This window comes from Nonomuraea sp. B208 (assembly GCF_057536035.1).
In genome coordinates this window covers 132,669-146,377 of sequence record NZ_BAAJOU010000025.1, presented here as the reverse complement: position 1 = coordinate 146,377, position 13,709 = coordinate 132,669, and the positions used below count along the sequence as shown (strand labels likewise).

14 protein-coding genes and 1 riboswitch are annotated in these 13,709 nt (G+C 70.8%); of the genes, 9 read left to right on the top strand and 5 right to left on the bottom strand.

Annotation, left to right across the window (positions count from 1 at the left end):
• Positions 1 to 7 precede the first annotated feature (7 nt).
• The 3 genes from dcd (at position 8) to AC27IY_RS28660 (ending at position 2,466) form a co-directional block, all read left to right on the top strand.
• The gene (dcd, locus tag AC27IY_RS28670) at positions 8 to 583 is read left to right on the top strand and encodes a dCTP deaminase (protein WP_026214653.1); all 576 of its coding nucleotides are present in this window, start codon (positions 8 to 10) and stop codon (positions 581 to 583) included.
• 251 nt (positions 584 to 834) lie between these two features.
• Positions 835 to 1,452 (top strand): DUF47 domain-containing protein, encoded by a 618-nt coding sequence (locus tag AC27IY_RS28665; protein WP_020544729.1) that lies wholly within the window; start codon positions 835 to 837, stop codon positions 1,450 to 1,452.
• A gap of 9 nt (positions 1,453 to 1,461) precedes the next feature.
• Positions 1,462 to 2,466 (top strand): inorganic phosphate transporter, encoded by a 1,005-nt coding sequence (locus AC27IY_RS28660; RefSeq protein ID WP_487179794.1) that lies wholly within the window; start codon positions 1,462 to 1,464, stop codon positions 2,464 to 2,466.
• A 17-nt stretch (positions 2,467 to 2,483) separates the two neighbouring features.
• Here the strand turns inward: AC27IY_RS28660 and mshD are convergent, their stop codons facing one another.
• A complete protein-coding gene (gene mshD, locus AC27IY_RS28655; RefSeq protein ID WP_423451096.1) occupies positions 2,484 to 3,398 on the bottom strand; it encodes a mycothiol synthase in 915 nt (304 codons plus the stop codon).
• Positions 3,399 to 3,505: 107 nt separating this feature from the next.
• Between mshD and AC27IY_RS28650 the strand changes: the two genes are divergently transcribed.
• Positions 3,506 to 5,305: a bifunctional metallophosphatase/5'-nucleotidase gene (locus AC27IY_RS28650; protein ID WP_487179793.1), complete on the top strand. Its 1,800-nt coding sequence runs from the start codon at positions 3,506 to 3,508 to the stop codon at positions 5,303 to 5,305.
• Between the two features lie 97 nt (positions 5,306 to 5,402).
• Positions 5,403 to 5,939: a GNAT family N-acetyltransferase gene (locus AC27IY_RS28645; RefSeq protein WP_487179792.1), complete on the top strand. Its 537-nt coding sequence runs from the start codon at positions 5,403 to 5,405 to the stop codon at positions 5,937 to 5,939.
• Here the strand turns inward: AC27IY_RS28645 and AC27IY_RS28640 are convergent.
• Both AC27IY_RS28640 and AC27IY_RS28635 read right to left on the bottom strand, forming a co-directional pair.
• Positions 5,932 to 6,459 (bottom strand): GNAT family N-acetyltransferase, encoded by a 528-nt coding sequence (locus AC27IY_RS28640; protein WP_449946651.1) that lies wholly within the window; start codon positions 6,457 to 6,459, stop codon positions 5,932 to 5,934. The genes AC27IY_RS28645 and AC27IY_RS28640 overlap by 8 nt on opposite strands.
• A gap of 52 nt (positions 6,460 to 6,511) precedes the next feature.
• Positions 6,512 to 6,724, bottom strand: a complete 213-nt coding sequence (locus tag AC27IY_RS28635; protein ID WP_487179791.1) for a hypothetical protein — start codon at positions 6,722 to 6,724, stop codon at positions 6,512 to 6,514.
• Positions 6,725 to 6,943: 219 nt separating this feature from the next.
• On the opposite strand from AC27IY_RS28635, the gene AC27IY_RS28630 reads away from it, so the two are divergent.
• Positions 6,944 to 7,282 carry a hypothetical protein gene (locus AC27IY_RS28630; protein WP_487179790.1) on the top strand — a complete coding sequence of 113 codons (339 nt, stop codon included), beginning with the start codon at positions 6,944 to 6,946 and terminating at the stop codon, positions 7,280 to 7,282.
• Positions 7,283 to 7,285: 3 nt separating this feature from the next.
• On the top strand, positions 7,286 to 9,412 hold the full coding sequence (locus AC27IY_RS28625; protein WP_487179789.1) for a carbon starvation CstA family protein: 2,127 nt from the start codon (positions 7,286 to 7,288) through the stop codon (positions 9,410 to 9,412).
• Here AC27IY_RS28625 and AC27IY_RS28620 read toward each other — a convergent pair.
• Positions 9,409 to 10,080 carry a TenA family protein gene (locus AC27IY_RS28620; protein ID WP_487179788.1) on the bottom strand — a complete coding sequence of 224 codons (672 nt, stop codon included), beginning with the start codon at positions 10,078 to 10,080 and terminating at the stop codon, positions 9,409 to 9,411. The two genes, AC27IY_RS28625 and AC27IY_RS28620, sit on opposite strands and share 4 nt — an antisense overlap.
• A riboswitch (TPP riboswitch) is annotated at positions 10,068 to 10,163 on the bottom strand. It overlaps the preceding gene by 13 nt.
• Positions 10,164 to 10,185: 22 nt before the next feature.
• Between AC27IY_RS28620 and AC27IY_RS28615 the strand changes: the two genes are divergently transcribed.
• Together AC27IY_RS28615 and AC27IY_RS28610 are read left to right on the top strand one after the other, a co-directional pair.
• Complete coding sequence (locus AC27IY_RS28615; protein ID WP_487179787.1) at positions 10,186 to 11,148, top strand: DNA polymerase domain-containing protein; 963 nt, start codon at positions 10,186 to 10,188, stop codon at positions 11,146 to 11,148.
• 127 nt (positions 11,149 to 11,275) lie between these two features.
• Complete coding sequence (locus AC27IY_RS28610; protein ID WP_487179786.1) at positions 11,276 to 12,787, top strand: M28 family metallopeptidase; 1,512 nt, start codon at positions 11,276 to 11,278, stop codon at positions 12,785 to 12,787.
• A 44-nt stretch (positions 12,788 to 12,831) separates the two neighbouring features.
• Here the strand turns inward: AC27IY_RS28610 and AC27IY_RS28605 are convergent, their stop codons facing one another.
• Entirely contained in the window at positions 12,832 to 13,695 is an 864-nt protein-coding gene (locus AC27IY_RS28605) for a LysR family transcriptional regulator (protein ID WP_487179785.1), read from the bottom strand.
• Positions 13,696 to 13,709: the final 14 nt, after the last annotated feature.

The following is a 13,709-nucleotide window of genomic DNA, read 5'->3' as shown; positions in this document are numbered from 1 at the left end:
GCTCTGCGTGCTGCTATCTGATCGTGACATCCTCGCCGAGATCGACTCCGGCCGGCTGGTGCTGGAGCCCTTCGACCAGGAGATGATCCAGCCGTCCAGCATCGACGTGCGGCTCGACCGGTTCTTCCGGGTGTTCGAGAACCATCGTTACCCGCACATCGATCCGTCCGTGGAGCAGCCGGATCTGACGCGTATGGTGGAGCCGGACGGCGAGGAGCCGTTCATCCTGCATCCGGGGGAGTTCGTGCTGGCCTCGACGTACGAGGTCATCACGCTGCCCGACGATCTGGCGTCCCGGCTGGAGGGGAAGAGCTCGCTCGGGCGGCTCGGGCTGCTGACGCATTCGACGGCGGGGTTCATCGATCCGGGGTTCAGCGGGCACGTGACGCTGGAGCTGTCGAACGTGGCGACGTTGCCGATCAAGTTGTGGCCGGGGATGAAGATCGGGCAGCTGTGCGTGTTCCGGTTGAGCTCGCCGGCGGAGCACCCGTACGGCTCCGCCAAGTACGGCTCCCGCTACCAGGGCCAGCGCGGCCCGACCCCGTCGCGCTCCTACCGGAACTTCCACCGTACGAAGATCTGAATCAGATGAACATCAGGTGAACGGCCGGGGAACAGTCGGGTGAACGGGCGGGCGTCCCGCCTGATCAGAAGGGCGGGCGCAGGCTCGCCGAACCCGGCTGGAGCTGCAAAAAGGCCCGAAAACTAGCGGCTTTCTCGGTGTCGCACTACCTACGACGGGTAGCCAGTAGGCGAAGGGGACATGAAGTTCGCATTTCGCCTGGTAGGCCATACCCTCTTCCACGGACCATCCCCGCACATCTGGAGAACGACGTGCGCCTGCGTCTCACGCCACGTGAGGACAGCTACTACGACCTGTTCGCCGACTCGGCGAACAACCTGGTCACGGCATCGCGCCTGCTGGTGGAGATCATCAGTGACGGCTCGGACAGGGAGACCCTGGCCGAGAAGATGCGCGCCTGCGAGCACGCCGGTGACGAACGCACCCACGCGATCATGAACCGGCTCAACGAGAGCTTCATCACTCCGTTCGACCGCGAGGACATCTACCGTCTCGCCTCCAACCTCGACGACGTCATGGACGCGATGGAGGCCGCCTCCGACCTCATCGTCCTGTACCAGCTCGACCACCTCCCCAAGGACGTCGTGCGCCAGGTCGAGGTGCTGGAGCGGGCGGCCGAGCTGACCGCTGAGGCCATGCCGCGCCTGCGCTCGATGAAGAACCTCAACGAGTACTGGATCGAGGTCAACCGCCTGGAGAACCAGGGTGACCAGGTCTACCGCCGGCTGCTGGCCAAGCTGTTCAGCGGCGAGTACGACGCCCTCACCGTCATGAAGATGAAGGAGGTCGTCGACGCTCTCGAGGAGGCCGCCGACGCCTTCGAGCACGTGGCCAACACCGTCGAGTCGATCGCGGTCAAGGAAAGCTAGGCCCGCCCAGTGGACCTCACGCTCGCCCTCGTCATCGGCGTGGTCGTCGTCGCTCTGATCTTCGACTACACCAACGGGTTCCACGACGCGGCGAACGCCATCGCGACCTCCGTCTCGACCCGGGCCCTGACCCCCAGGGCCGCCCTGTTCATGGCGGCGGCCATGAACTTCATCGGCGCCCACCTGGGCACCCAAGTCGCCCAGACGGTCGGCAAAGGCATCATCGACGCACCGGACGGCTCACATGGTCTGGTGATCGTCGCCTCGGGGCTCATCGGCGCGATCGCCTGGAACCTCATCACCTGGTACTTCGGTCTCCCGTCCTCCTCCAGCCATGCGCTGATCGGCGGTCTCGTCGGCGCGGCGCTCGCCTCGGCCAGCGTCGTGCACTGGGACGGCGTGGTCGAGAAGGTCGTCATCCCCATGGTGCTGTCGCCGCTGGTCGGCTTCACTCTGGCGGCGGCCATCATGATCGCCATCTACTGGATCTTCCGGCACGCCCAGCCGGGCAAGACCAACCGCGGCTTCCGCTACGCCCAGACCGTCTCGGCCGCCGCCATGGCGCTCGGGCACGGTCTCCAGGACGCGCAGAAGACCATGGGTGTGATCTTCCTGGCCCTCGTCGTCGGCGGGTTCGCCTCTCCTGGCGACGACATCCCGCAGTGGGTCATCCTGGCCGCCGCGGGCGCGATCTCGCTCGGCACGTACGCGGGCGGCTGGCGGATCATGCGCACCCTGGGCCGGCGCATCATCGCGCTCGACCCGCCCCAGGGCTTCGCCGCGGAGTCGGCGGCGGCGACGGTGCTGTACGTGGCCGCCATCGGGTTCGGGGCGCCCATCTCCACCACGCACACGATCACCTCGGCGATCATGGGTGTCGGCGCGACCAAGCGGCTCAGCGCCGTGCGGTGGGGCGTAGCCGGCAACATCGTGACCGCCTGGATCCTGACCATCCCCGCGGCGGCCGCGGTGGCCGCCGTGTCCTACTTCATCCTCCACGCGATCATCGAGTGAGCATCGAATAGGCAGGATCACGCGATCGCGTACATCACGTCCACGTCCCAGCGGGCGAACCCCAGCCCCTCGTACAGCCGGATCGCGGCCGTGTTGGCCTCGTCCACGTAGAGCATGGCCTGGGCGAGGCCGCGCGCCCGCAGGTGGTCGAGTCCGGCCAGGGTGAGGGCCTTGCCCAGGCCGGTGCCCTGCTGGGAGGGGTCGACGCCGACGACGTAGACCTCGCCCAGCGGCTCGTGGCCGTGCTCGGTGGACTCGGTGGAGCCGTGGATCTTCGTCCAGTGGAAGCCCACCAGCCGGTCGCCGCGGACGGCGAGGAAGAAGCCCTCCGGGTCGAACCAGGGCTCCCGCTCGCGCCGCAGCAGGTCGTCCAGGGTCCACGCCCCCTGCTCGGGGTGGTGGGCGAAGGCGGCGGCGTTGACCTTGAGCCAGGACTCCTCGTCCTGGCCGGGCACGAACGTCCGCATCCGCACCCCCTCCGGCAGCGTGTACGCCGCCAGCGGCGCGAACAGCGAGCGGCGCATCTGCCAGAGCGACCGGACCCGCTCCAGGCCGAACGAGGCCGCGAGCGCCCCGGCGGCCGCGTGGTCGCCGTGGGCCCAGAGGCGCAGCCGGCCGCCGGCCAGGTCGAGCACGGCCCGCAGCAGGCGAGCGCCGTTGCCGGACCGCCGGCGCTCGGGGTGGATGACCAGCTCGGCGCTCGGCCCCTCGACCTCGTCGGTCGGATCGACGTGGGCGTAACCTGCCAGAACATCGTCCTGGAAGAGCAGGAGCGAACGGGCTCGCGCGTCGCCGCCGTAGCGGAGGTGGAGCATCACGTGCTCGTTGAGCGGGCGGACGCCGTCGGCCCGCGTCGCGGCCTCCACCAGCCCCAGCACCTCGGCGATCTCGGTGTCGTCCAGTCGTTGCCTGATTTCCACGTGCGCGCTCACACCAGAACTCTAGGCGTACGACTGGCAAATAACGCCATGCGGCAGCCGGGCAAATCGTTACCTTTGCGACATTGGCCGCTTGGATTCCGGCTCTAACGTGGATGGCCATGACGTCTCGTTCATTCCTCCGGCTGGTCCTCGCCGGAGCCGTCGCCTCGGGCGCGGTCGCGCTGGCCGCCGTCCCCGCGGGCGCGGCGAGCCCGGGCAAGGCGAAGGCGCCGCTCACGGTCCCCGTGCGGCTGCTCGCGCTCAACGACTTCCACGGCAACCTCGAACCCCCGACCGGCTCCTCGGGCCGCATGGTGGACGAGAACGGCAAGACCGTCGACGCCGGCGGCGCGGCGTACATCGCCACGCACATGAAGGCACTGACCGACAAGAACACGATCGCCGTGGCCCAGGGCGACCTCATCGGCGCCTCGCCGCTGCTGTCGGCGGCCTACCACGACGAGCCGTCCGTCGAGTTCCTGGGCAAGCTCGGGCTCAAGGTGGCCGCGGTCGGCAACCACGAGTTCGACGAGGGCTACACCGAGCTGCGCCGCATCATGAAGGGCGGCTGCCACCCGGTCGACGGCTGTTCGCCGGCCGGGAAGTGGAAGGGCGCCTCGTTCGACTACGTGGGCGCGAACGTGCTGTTCAAGAACCCGAACGAGCGCACCGACGCGCTCGCCGCGCTCGGCGCCCAGCAGGCGCAGGCGAAGAAGCTCATGGCCGACTGGGGCGTGCCCGCCCTGCCGCCGGTCAGCATCAAGTGGGTCAACGGCGTGCCGATCGGCTTCATCGGCCTGGTCACCCAGACCACCCCGAACATCGTCACCGCCGAGGGCATCAAGAACCTCAAGTTCATCGACGAGGTCAAGGCCGCGAACGTGGCCTCGAAGATCCTCAAGCTCGTCGGCGTCAGGGCGCAGGTCGTGCTGGTGCACGAGGGCGACCAGGTCAACGCGGGGCAGTCGCCGGACGCCTGCTCGGCCGTCGCGGGCGCGGGCGCGCGCATCGCCACGCAGGTGGACCCGGAGATCGACGTCGTGCTCACCGGCCACTCGCACCAGGCGTACCTCTGCAAGATCAAGGACCCGGCGGGCAACGACCGGCTCTACTCCCAGGGCGGCTCGTTCGGGCGGGTCATCACGCAGGTGGACCTCAAGGTCAACCTGAAGAACCTGGACATCGACCGCTCCTCGGTCGTCGCTGACAACCACGTCGTGACCCGGACGGTCGATCCCGATCCGGAGATCTCCACCTTCGTCCAGACGTGGAAGGACCGGGTGGCCCCGGTCGCGAACAAGGCGATCGGCTCCATCACGGCCGAGCTCAGCAACACCGCCGCCCCCTCCGGTGAGTCCCCGCTCGGCGACGTCATCGCTGACGCCCAGCTCGCCGCCACCAGGACCGGCGGCAACGCGCAGATCGCCCTCATGAACCCGGGCGGCGTGCGGACCTCGCTCAACTACCCCTCCTCCCCGGCCGGCGAGGGCGACGGCGTCGTCACCTACGGCGAGGCGTTCACCGTGCAGCCGTTCAACAACCTCATGCAGGTCGTGACGCTGACCGGCGCCCAGCTCAAGACGGTGCTGGAGCAGCAGTTCACCGGCGGGCCCAACAACCAGGCGTTCACCAAGATCCTCCAGCCCTCCGCGAACTTCACCTACACCTACAGCACCAGCGCCCCCTGGGGCTCCAAGGTGTCGGACATGAAGATCGACGGCGTGCCGGTGACGGACACCCAGGCCATCCGGGTCGCCGCGAACAACTTCCTGGTCGGCGGCGGCGACGCCTTCGCCGCCTTCACCGAGGGCACCGACCTGTGGAGCGGGCCGCTGGACATCGACGCCTTCGTCGACTACCTCGGCGCGAACAGCCCGATCACCCCGCCGGCCACGAACCGCATCACCGTGACCAGCTGAGCTCGGCGGACGGGCCCGCCGCACGGCGGGCCCGTCCCGCGTGCGACAGGGGAAAACCGGTTGACCGGAGGTCGGCCCGGTGGCCATCGTCGGGCGGATGCGCATCGAGTTCACGAGGTTCGCGGCGGCCGACGCCGCCGCCCTGGCCGACTTCCTGACCGGCGAGGAGTGGCCCTATCACGCCGGCGTCCAGGAGCGGGAGGCCGTTCTGCGGCGGGCCGCCGAGGGCGGCTACGACGACGACGGCAACCGTACGTTCTGGATCGTGACCGGCGGCGAGCGCGTGGGGCTGGTCAGGCTCCAGGACCTCGACGACGACACGCCGATGTTCGACCTGCGCGTACGGGCCGCCTGGCGCGGCAAGGGCCTCGGCACGGCGGCCGTCGCCTGGCTGACCCGCTACCTGTTCACCGAGTTCCCCGGGATCGAGCGGATCGAGGGCAACACCCGCCAGGACAACCGCGCCATGCGCGCGGCCTTCCGCCGCAACGGCTACGCCAAGGAGGCGCACTACCGGCGGGCCTGGCCCGCCCCCGACGGGACGCGCCACGACACGATCGGCTACGGCATCCTGCGCGCCGACTGGGAGTCGGGCGAGATCACCCCGCCCGACTGGGACGACGAGCTCACCTGAGCTCGGAGCTCAGCAGCCCCATCATGAGGAAGTCGTGCCGCTTGCCCCGGGTGCGGAAAGCCTCCCGCCTGCGGCCCTCCTCCACGAACCCGACCTTCGTGTACGCCCGCACCGCCGCCGCGTTGTCGGCCACCACCCACAACGTGATGCGGTGCAGGCCCATCTCCTCGAAGGCGTAGCGGCAGATGACCCGCAGGGCGTCGGTGGCGTAGCCGCCGCCCCAGCGGTCGCGGTCGCCGATGGCGATGCTCTGCAGCTCGGCCTCGCCGTGCCGGAAGTCGGTGTCGCCGAGGGCGACGTAGCCGATGAGCTTGCCGTCGTCGAGCGCCTCGATGCCGAGGACCATCTGCTCGAAGGTGTTGCGCGGGCGGTTCTGGCCCTTCTCGATGTTCTGGGCGAGGGAGATGGGCGGGGTGCCGTCCATCCACCGGCCCACCTCGGGGTCGTGGTACCAGCGCCACAGCGGCTCGCTGTCGGCGGGTTCGAGGGCTCTCAGGCGTACGCGTCGTCCGGTCAGCACGCCGGCCAGATCTACCAGGCCGGCGCTCGCGCCCGCAAAGGGATTTCCGGGGTCAGGCGTACAGGAAGTAGTAGTTGTACTGGAACTCGCAGTGCCAGAAGCCCCACCAGCCCTGGCTGTAGCCGTACTGGCCTACCCGCTGGCACTCGGAGTAGTCGTAGTAGACGCCTCGCAGGCTCTCGGCGTGCGCCGGGGCGGCGGTGAACGTCGTCAGCGCGCCCCCCACCAGCAGAGCCGAGACGAGCAGAGCACGTGCTTTGCGCATCGATACCTCCCGCGGAACGGTTCCTGCCGGGATTGTCAGGGAAAAAGGCGCTCAACCCTCGCTCGGACAGCGGGTAAAGCGCAATGGAAGGGCCTGATCAGGAGAAACAGGGCATAAGGCCACTGAAAGTTTCACCCGCGCTCATGGCGGTTTCAAGCGCGACCACGCCGGGTAAGGCCGTCGGTAATTTCTGCGCTACCTGTTGTTCAGGAGCCACAAATGTCCGCTGTCACGCTCACTCCCGCGGCTCGTGAAGCTCTGCGTGACGACGAAGTGGTGTTCTTCGACTGGCACGTCACCGGCCTCTGCTGCGCGGACGCCGGCGAGTTCTCCGTCCGGCCGCTGCGCCGCTCCCGCCTGCCGAAGCGGGCGCGCGGCCTGCTGCCCGGCGTCGTGTACGCGCACCCCACCGCCTGGGTGCACCTGGCCGGGGACCCGGTCGCGATCGACTGCCGCCCGCTGTGGCGCTGGCGGCGCTTCACCACCGATCTGCCGCCGGACGCCGGCCTCCGCTGCTGCCTGGGGCGTCCGCTGTATGGCTCTTCCCATGGGAGGTAACCGGTGAAGCTGCGTTCCGTCATCATCTGGACGGCGGTCGCCGTCGTGGGCGCCACCGGCTGGGCGGTGCTCGCCCTGTCCCGGGGCGAGAACGTCAACGCGGTGTGGCTGCTGTGCGCCGCGCTCGGCTCGTACGCCATCGCCTACCGGTTCTACGCCCGCTTCATCGTGCGCAGGGTGCTGCGGGCCGACGACCGCCGGGCCACCCCGGCCGAGCGGCTCGACAACGGCATCGACTACCAGCCGACGGACCGGCGCATCCTGTTCGGCCACCACTTCGCGGCCATCGCCGGCGCCGGGCCGCTGGTCGGGCCGGTGCTGGCCGCCCAGATGGGCTACCTGCCCGGCACCATCTGGATCATCGCGGGCGTCATCTTCGCCGGGGCCGTCCAGGACATGGTGGTGCTGTTCTTCTCCATGCGCCGCAACGGCCGCAGCCTCGGCCAGATGGCCCGCGAGGAGATCGGCCCGATCGGCGGGGCGGCCGCGCTCGTGGCCGTGTTCGCCATCATGATCATCCTGCTCGCGGTGCTGGCGCTGGTCGTGGTCAACGCGCTCGCGCGCTCGCCGTGGGGCGTCTTCTCGATCGCGATGACCATCCCGATCGCCCTGTTCATGGGCTTCTACCTGCGGGTGCTGCGGCCGGGCCGGGTCGTCGAGACGACCGTGATCGGGGTCGCGCTGCTGGTCCTCGCCATCGTGGCGGGCGGCTGGGTGCAGGGGTCGAGCTGGGCGCCGTTCTTCACGCTGAGCCCGTCGGCGCTCGCGCTCTGGCTCATCGCGTACGGGTTCGTCGCCGCGGTGCTGCCGGTGTGGATGCTGCTCGCGCCGCGCGACTACCTCTCGACGTTCATGAAGATCGGCACCATCGTGCTGATCGCGATCGGCATCGCGGTCACCATGCCGCCGCTGCGCACCACCGCCTTCACCGACTTCGCCTTCAACGGCAAGGGGCCGGTCTTCGCGGGCTCGCTGTTCCCGTTCGTGTTCATCATCATCGCCTGCGGGGCGCTGTCCGGGTTCCACGCGCTGATCTCCTCCGGCACCACGCCGAAGCTGATCCAGAAGGAGAGCCAGGTCCGGATGATCGGCTACGGCTCCATGCTCATGGAGTCGTTCGTGGCCGTCATGGCCATCACGGCGGCCTGCGTGCTGTCGCCCGGCCTCTACTTCGCGATGAACGCCCCGGCCGGGGTGCTCGGCGCCACCGTGCAGTCGGCCTCCGAGGCCGTCGCGAACATGGGCTTCACGATCACCCCCGAGCAGCTCCAGGCCGCGGCGGCGGCCGTGCAGGAGGAGACGCTGATCGCCCGCACCGGCGGTGCGCCGACGCTGGCCGTCGGCATCTCGCAGATCTTCTCCGGCTTCCTCGGCGGGGCCGCGCTCCAGGCGTTCTGGTACCACTTCGCGATCATGTTCGAGGCGCTGTTCATCCTCACGACCGTGGACGCCGGCACCCGGGTGGGCCGGTTCATGCTCCAGGACACCCTCGGCAACCTGTGGAAGCCGATGGCGCGGGTGAGCTGGTGGCCGGGCCTCGTGGGATCGAGCGCGGTGGTCGTGGCGGCCTGGGGCTATTTCCTCTACCAGGGCGTCAACGACCCGCTCGGCGGCATCAACCAGCTCTTCCCGCTGTTCGGCATCGCCAACCAGCTCCTCGCGGCGGTGGCGCTCACCGTCGCCACCACGCTGCTGATCAAGAGCGGGCGGCTCAAGTGGGCCTGGGTGACGGGCGTGCCGCTGGCCTGGGACGCCGCGGTCACCCTGACCGCGAGCTACCAGAAGGTCTTCTCCGCCGACCCGACCCTCGGCTTCTTCGCCCAGCGCGACCGCTACCAGAGCGCGATCGACCAGGGGCAGGTGCTCGCGCCCGCCAAGTCGATGGACGCGATGCGGCAGATCGTCATCAACTCCACCGTGGACGGCGTGCTGGCCGCGCTGTTCGCCGTCATGATCATCATCGTGATCCTCGACGCGGTCCGCGTGTGGGTGACGGCGATCCGGGCGCGCGAGCCGCTGCCGACCACGGAGGAGCCGTTCGAGGAGTCGAAGCTGCTCGCGCCGTCCGGCCTCATCGCCACCCGCGAGGAGAAGGAGGCGATGGCCGCCCGCGGCCCCGCCGGCCCCTAGCGGAGCCAGCGGTCCGTGGGCCAGCCCTCGCGCCGCCAGGCGCTGTCCCAGAACATCCACTCGTACGCCGCCGCCGTCAGATAAGCCTCCTCCATCGCCGCCCGCGTGCCGGCGTCCGCGCCTTCGGCGAGCCGGTCGGCGATCGCCTTGGCCCGGGTCACCGACGCCGCGAACTCCGGGTCGGAGTAGGTGGAGATCCACTTGCCGTACGGGTGGCCGCCGAGGTCGCCCGCCCGCCCCAGCAGCGCCGTGCCGACGTCCTGGTAGATCCAGAAGCACGGCAGCACCGCCGCCACCAGCACCGGGTACGGCGCCGCCAGCGCCGTCGCCTGGAGGTAGGACGCGTACGCCAGGCACGTCGGCGACGTGGCGATCCCGGCCGCGTCCGCGCCCAGCTCGGCCACGTAACCGGCGTGCAGCAGGCGCTCGGCGGCCAGCGCCGTGTGCGCGCTGCTCGCGAAGAACGCCGCCTCGTCCAGGTCGGTGGCCCGCGCCGAGGCGGTGGCGAGCGCCTTGGAGAACGCCTCCAGGTAGCGGGCGTCCTGCACGATGTAGAACGCGAACCGGTCGGCGTCGAGGGTGCCGTCGCCGAGCGCGACGTTGAACGGGTGGCCGTGGATCGCGGTCATCAGGTCGGCCGTGCGCAGCCACATGTCATCGCAGAACATGACGTCCCTTCGCTAGTGCGAGCTAGATCAGGTTCGACGGGTGTGATCTCAGCCCGGATCGCCGGGCACCCCGCGTCAGTCGATCACTGTAACAGGTGTTCGGATATGGTGGACGGGGTGACCGGCGAGGAGACCCGCGAGGGCGTGACGCTGACCAATCTCGACCAGCCGTTGTTCGACGGGGCCGAGGCCACCAAACGCGACCTGGTCGACTATCTCGACGCGGTCGCGGACCGCCTGGTGCCGGTGCTGCGCGACCGGGCGCTCTCGGTCGTCCGGGTACGCCCCGGGCAGGAGCCCTTCATGCAGAAGAACCTGCCGAAGTACGCCCCTCCGTGGATCGAGCGCGTCTCGGTGTGGGCGGACTCCTCGCGGCGGCAGGTGACGTACGCGCTGGGCAACGACCGGCGGACGCTGATCTGGTTCGGCAACCAGCGGGCGGTGGAGTACCACCCGGCGCTCATCGCCGGCGACCACTTCACCCACCTGGTGCTGGACCTCGATCCGCCGGAGGGCGCGGAGGCGTTCGGGCTGGCCGTGCGGGCGGCGTTCCTGGTGCGGCAGGCGCTGGCGGACGCGGGGCTGGCGGGCGCGGTGAAGACCAGCGGGGCCAAGGGCGTGCACGTGTTCGTGCCGGTCGAGCCGGGTGTCCCGATGGAGGACCTGGCCGCCGCCACCCGCGCGATCGGGGCCCGCGCCGAGCGGCTGGACCCGGGGCTCGCGACGACGGCGTTCATCAGGGAGGACCGCGCGGGCAAGGTCTTCATCGACTCCACGCGGGCGGGCGGCGCGACGGTCGTGGCCGCCTACAGCCCGCGGATCCGGCCCGGCGTGCCGGTGTCGTTCCCCGTGCCGTGGCCGGACCTGGACCGGGTGACGCCGCGCGACTTCACCATCAGGACGGCGGCGGCGCTGGTCGACAAGAGCGATCCGTGGGCGGGGGAGATGCCCGGGCCGCAGCGACTGCCCGCCGACCTGGTGGAAGAGGGGCACACGATCCCGGTGGCGCGGGTGCAGGCGATGCACGAGGGGAAGCGGCGTGCCCGTGCCCGCCGCGAGGCGACCTGAGACGGCGTGAATCCGCGGCGACAGTGGGCCTTCTCAGCGGCCCGGTGCCGGGTTACGTTCGCGTTCGGCGCGGCTCGGGGGGACTGCGCGCGCCCGTAACCGATCCCGGCACAGGGAGATCCGTCGCATGCGTATGCGTAGAATCGCCGTCGCGCTCGGCCTGCTCCTCACCACGGTCCCCGCCGCGGTCCTCGCCGCGCCACCCGCGCAGGCGCGGACCGGCGGCCTCGACGACGTCTTCGCCAAACTGCTCGTCCAGCAGGTCAAGGGCACGAACGTGGCCAAGCACCTCAAGGCGTTCCAGGCCATCGCCGACGCGGGCGGCGGCACCCGCGCCGTCGGCACCCCCGGCTACCGGGCCTCCCGCGACTACGTGGCCGGCAAGCTGCGCAGGGCCGGCTACAAGGTCACCCTGCAGCCGGTCACGTTCGTGAAGAGCTGGAGCGAGAACGCCCCGCCGACGCTCGCCGTGCAGGGCGGCGCGACGTACGCGCCGAACGAGGACTTCTTCACCTTCGCGCCGTCACCGTCCGGCGACGTGACCGCGCAGGTCCAGGGCGTGGACCTGACCCTGCCGCCCGCGCCGTCGCCCTCCTCGACCAGCGGCTGCGAGGTGGCCGACTTCGCCGGGTTCGTCGCCGGCCGGATCGCGCTCGTCCAGCGCGGCACCTGCCCGTTCGTCACCAAGGTCGAGAACGCCCTCGCCGCCGGCGCGAGCGCGATCATCATCTTCAACGAGGGCCAGCCGGGACGGACCGACGCCTACCCGCTGGACATCGGCGGCCTGCAGGGCCTGCCGATGGTGTTCGCCGACTTCGCGGTCGGCCAGGCGCTGGCCGCCACGCCCGGCGCGACCGTGCACCTCAAGGTCGACGCCAACATGGTGCTCGGCACCGAGGACAACGTCATCGCCGAGTCCCGGCTCGGCGACCCGCGCCAGGTCGTCATGGTCGGCGCGCACCTCGACAGCGTGACCGAGGGCCCCGGCATCAACGACAACGGCTCGGGCAGCGCCGCCATCTTGGAGGTCGCCGAGCAGATGGCGCTCTACCCGGTCAAGCACAAGGTCCGTTTCGCGTTCTGGGCCGCCGAGGAGATCGGGCTGCTCGGCTCCACGCAGTACGTCGCCTCCCTGTCGCAGCAGCAGCGCGACCGCGTCCGGCTCTACCTGAACTTCGACATGATCGCCTCCCCGAACTACGCGTACAAGCTGTACGACGGTGACGACTCCGACGCCACGGGCTCCCCGGCAGGACCGCCCGGATCGGCCCAGATCGAGCAGCGGCTCGCCACGTTCTTCGGCTCGCGCGGCCTGGCCACGGTCGGCACCGACTTCGACGGCCGCTCCGACTACGGGCCGTTCATCGCGGTCGGCATCCCGTCCGGCGGCATCTTCACCGGTGCCGAGGGCGTCAAGACCCCCGAGGAGGCCGCGCTGTTCGGCGGCACGGCCGGGGCCGCGTACGACGGCTGCTACCACCAGGCGTGCGACACGCTCGCCAACGTGAACGCGACGGCGCTGGACGTCGACTCCGACGCCATCGCGGACTCCGTCGCCCGCTACGCCTTCGACCTGCGCTCCATCCCGCCGAGAACGGCCACCGCCGCCCGCGCCGCCCTCAGCGCCGCGGCCGGCTGAGTCCACCCGCCGGGCGGCGACGCCGGCCGCCGCCCGGCAGGGGATCAGAGGTCGCCCATCAGGTCGAGGAAGGCGGTGGCGGCGGGGGAGGGGCGCTCGGCCCAGATCAGGTGCTCGACGCGGGCCGGGGCGTCGCGGAGGCGGATGACGCGCAGGTCGCGGAGCCGGGGCGCGTACGCGGCGGGGAGCAGGCCCACGCCGAGCCCGTGACGGACGAGGTCGGCCATGAACTCGGCGGACGACACCTCGAAGGCGACGTCCCGGCGGACGCCCGCGGCGGCGAACGCCTCGTCGGACTGGGCGCGGCCGGCGTGCCCGGCGCGGAAGTCGACGAACGGCTCGTCGGCGAGGCCCGCCAGGTCCGTCTCCTCGTCCGTCAGATGGTGGTCGGGCGCGACCACGGCGACCAGCTCGTCCCTGGCCAGCGCGCGGCCGCGGACGCCCCTCGGCTCGGCGCGCGTGGTCAGGCCGAGGAAGGCCACGTCCACGTCGGCCCGCCGGACCCGCTCGATCAGGTCCTCGCTGCCGGCCGCGGCCAGCGTGACGCGCACCCGCGGGTGCCGGCGGCGGAACTCCTTGAGCAGGGCCGGCAGGTCCACCGCCGCGACCGTGGTGATGGCGCCGATGGCCAACCGCCCGCGCAGCTCGCCGCTCGCCGCGGCCACCTCGGCCCTGGCCCGGTCGGCGGCCTCCAGGCACTCGCGGGCCGCGGGCAGGAACGCCTCCCCGGCCGGCGTCAGGCGGACGCGCCGGCTGGTGCGCTCGAACAGGCGGGCGCCGAGCTCGCGTTCCAGGGCGGCGATCTGGTGGCTGAGCGCCGACTGCACGACCCGGCAGTGTTCGGCGGCCCGGGTGAAGTTGCTGGTCTCGGCGACCGCGACGACGTACCGCAGTTGTTGCAGCTCCATGACATCAATCGTGC

Coding starts and splice junctions, on each gene's coding strand:
- AC27IY_RS28650 (WP_487179793.1), top strand. CDS start 3,506: ATGACGTCTCGTTCATTCCTCCGGCTGGTCCTCGCCGGAGCCGTCGCC.
- AC27IY_RS28645 (WP_487179792.1), top strand. CDS start 5,403: ATGCGCATCGAGTTCACGAGGTTCGCGGCGGCCGACGCCGCCGCCCTG.
- AC27IY_RS28635 (WP_487179791.1), bottom strand. CDS start 6,724: ATGCGCAAAGCACGTGCTCTGCTCGTCTCGGCTCTGCTGGTGGGGGGC.
- AC27IY_RS28630 (WP_487179790.1), top strand. CDS start 6,944: ATGTCCGCTGTCACGCTCACTCCCGCGGCTCGTGAAGCTCTGCGTGAC.
- AC27IY_RS28620 (WP_487179788.1), bottom strand. CDS start 10,080: ATGTTCTGCGATGACATGTGGCTGCGCACGGCCGACCTGATGACCGCG.
- AC27IY_RS28615 (WP_487179787.1), top strand. CDS start 10,186: ATGGTGGACGGGGTGACCGGCGAGGAGACCCGCGAGGGCGTGACGCTG.
- AC27IY_RS28610 (WP_487179786.1), top strand. CDS start 11,276: ATGCGTATGCGTAGAATCGCCGTCGCGCTCGGCCTGCTCCTCACCACG.
- AC27IY_RS28605 (WP_487179785.1), bottom strand. CDS start 13,695: ATGGAGCTGCAACAACTGCGGTACGTCGTCGCGGTCGCCGAGACCAGC.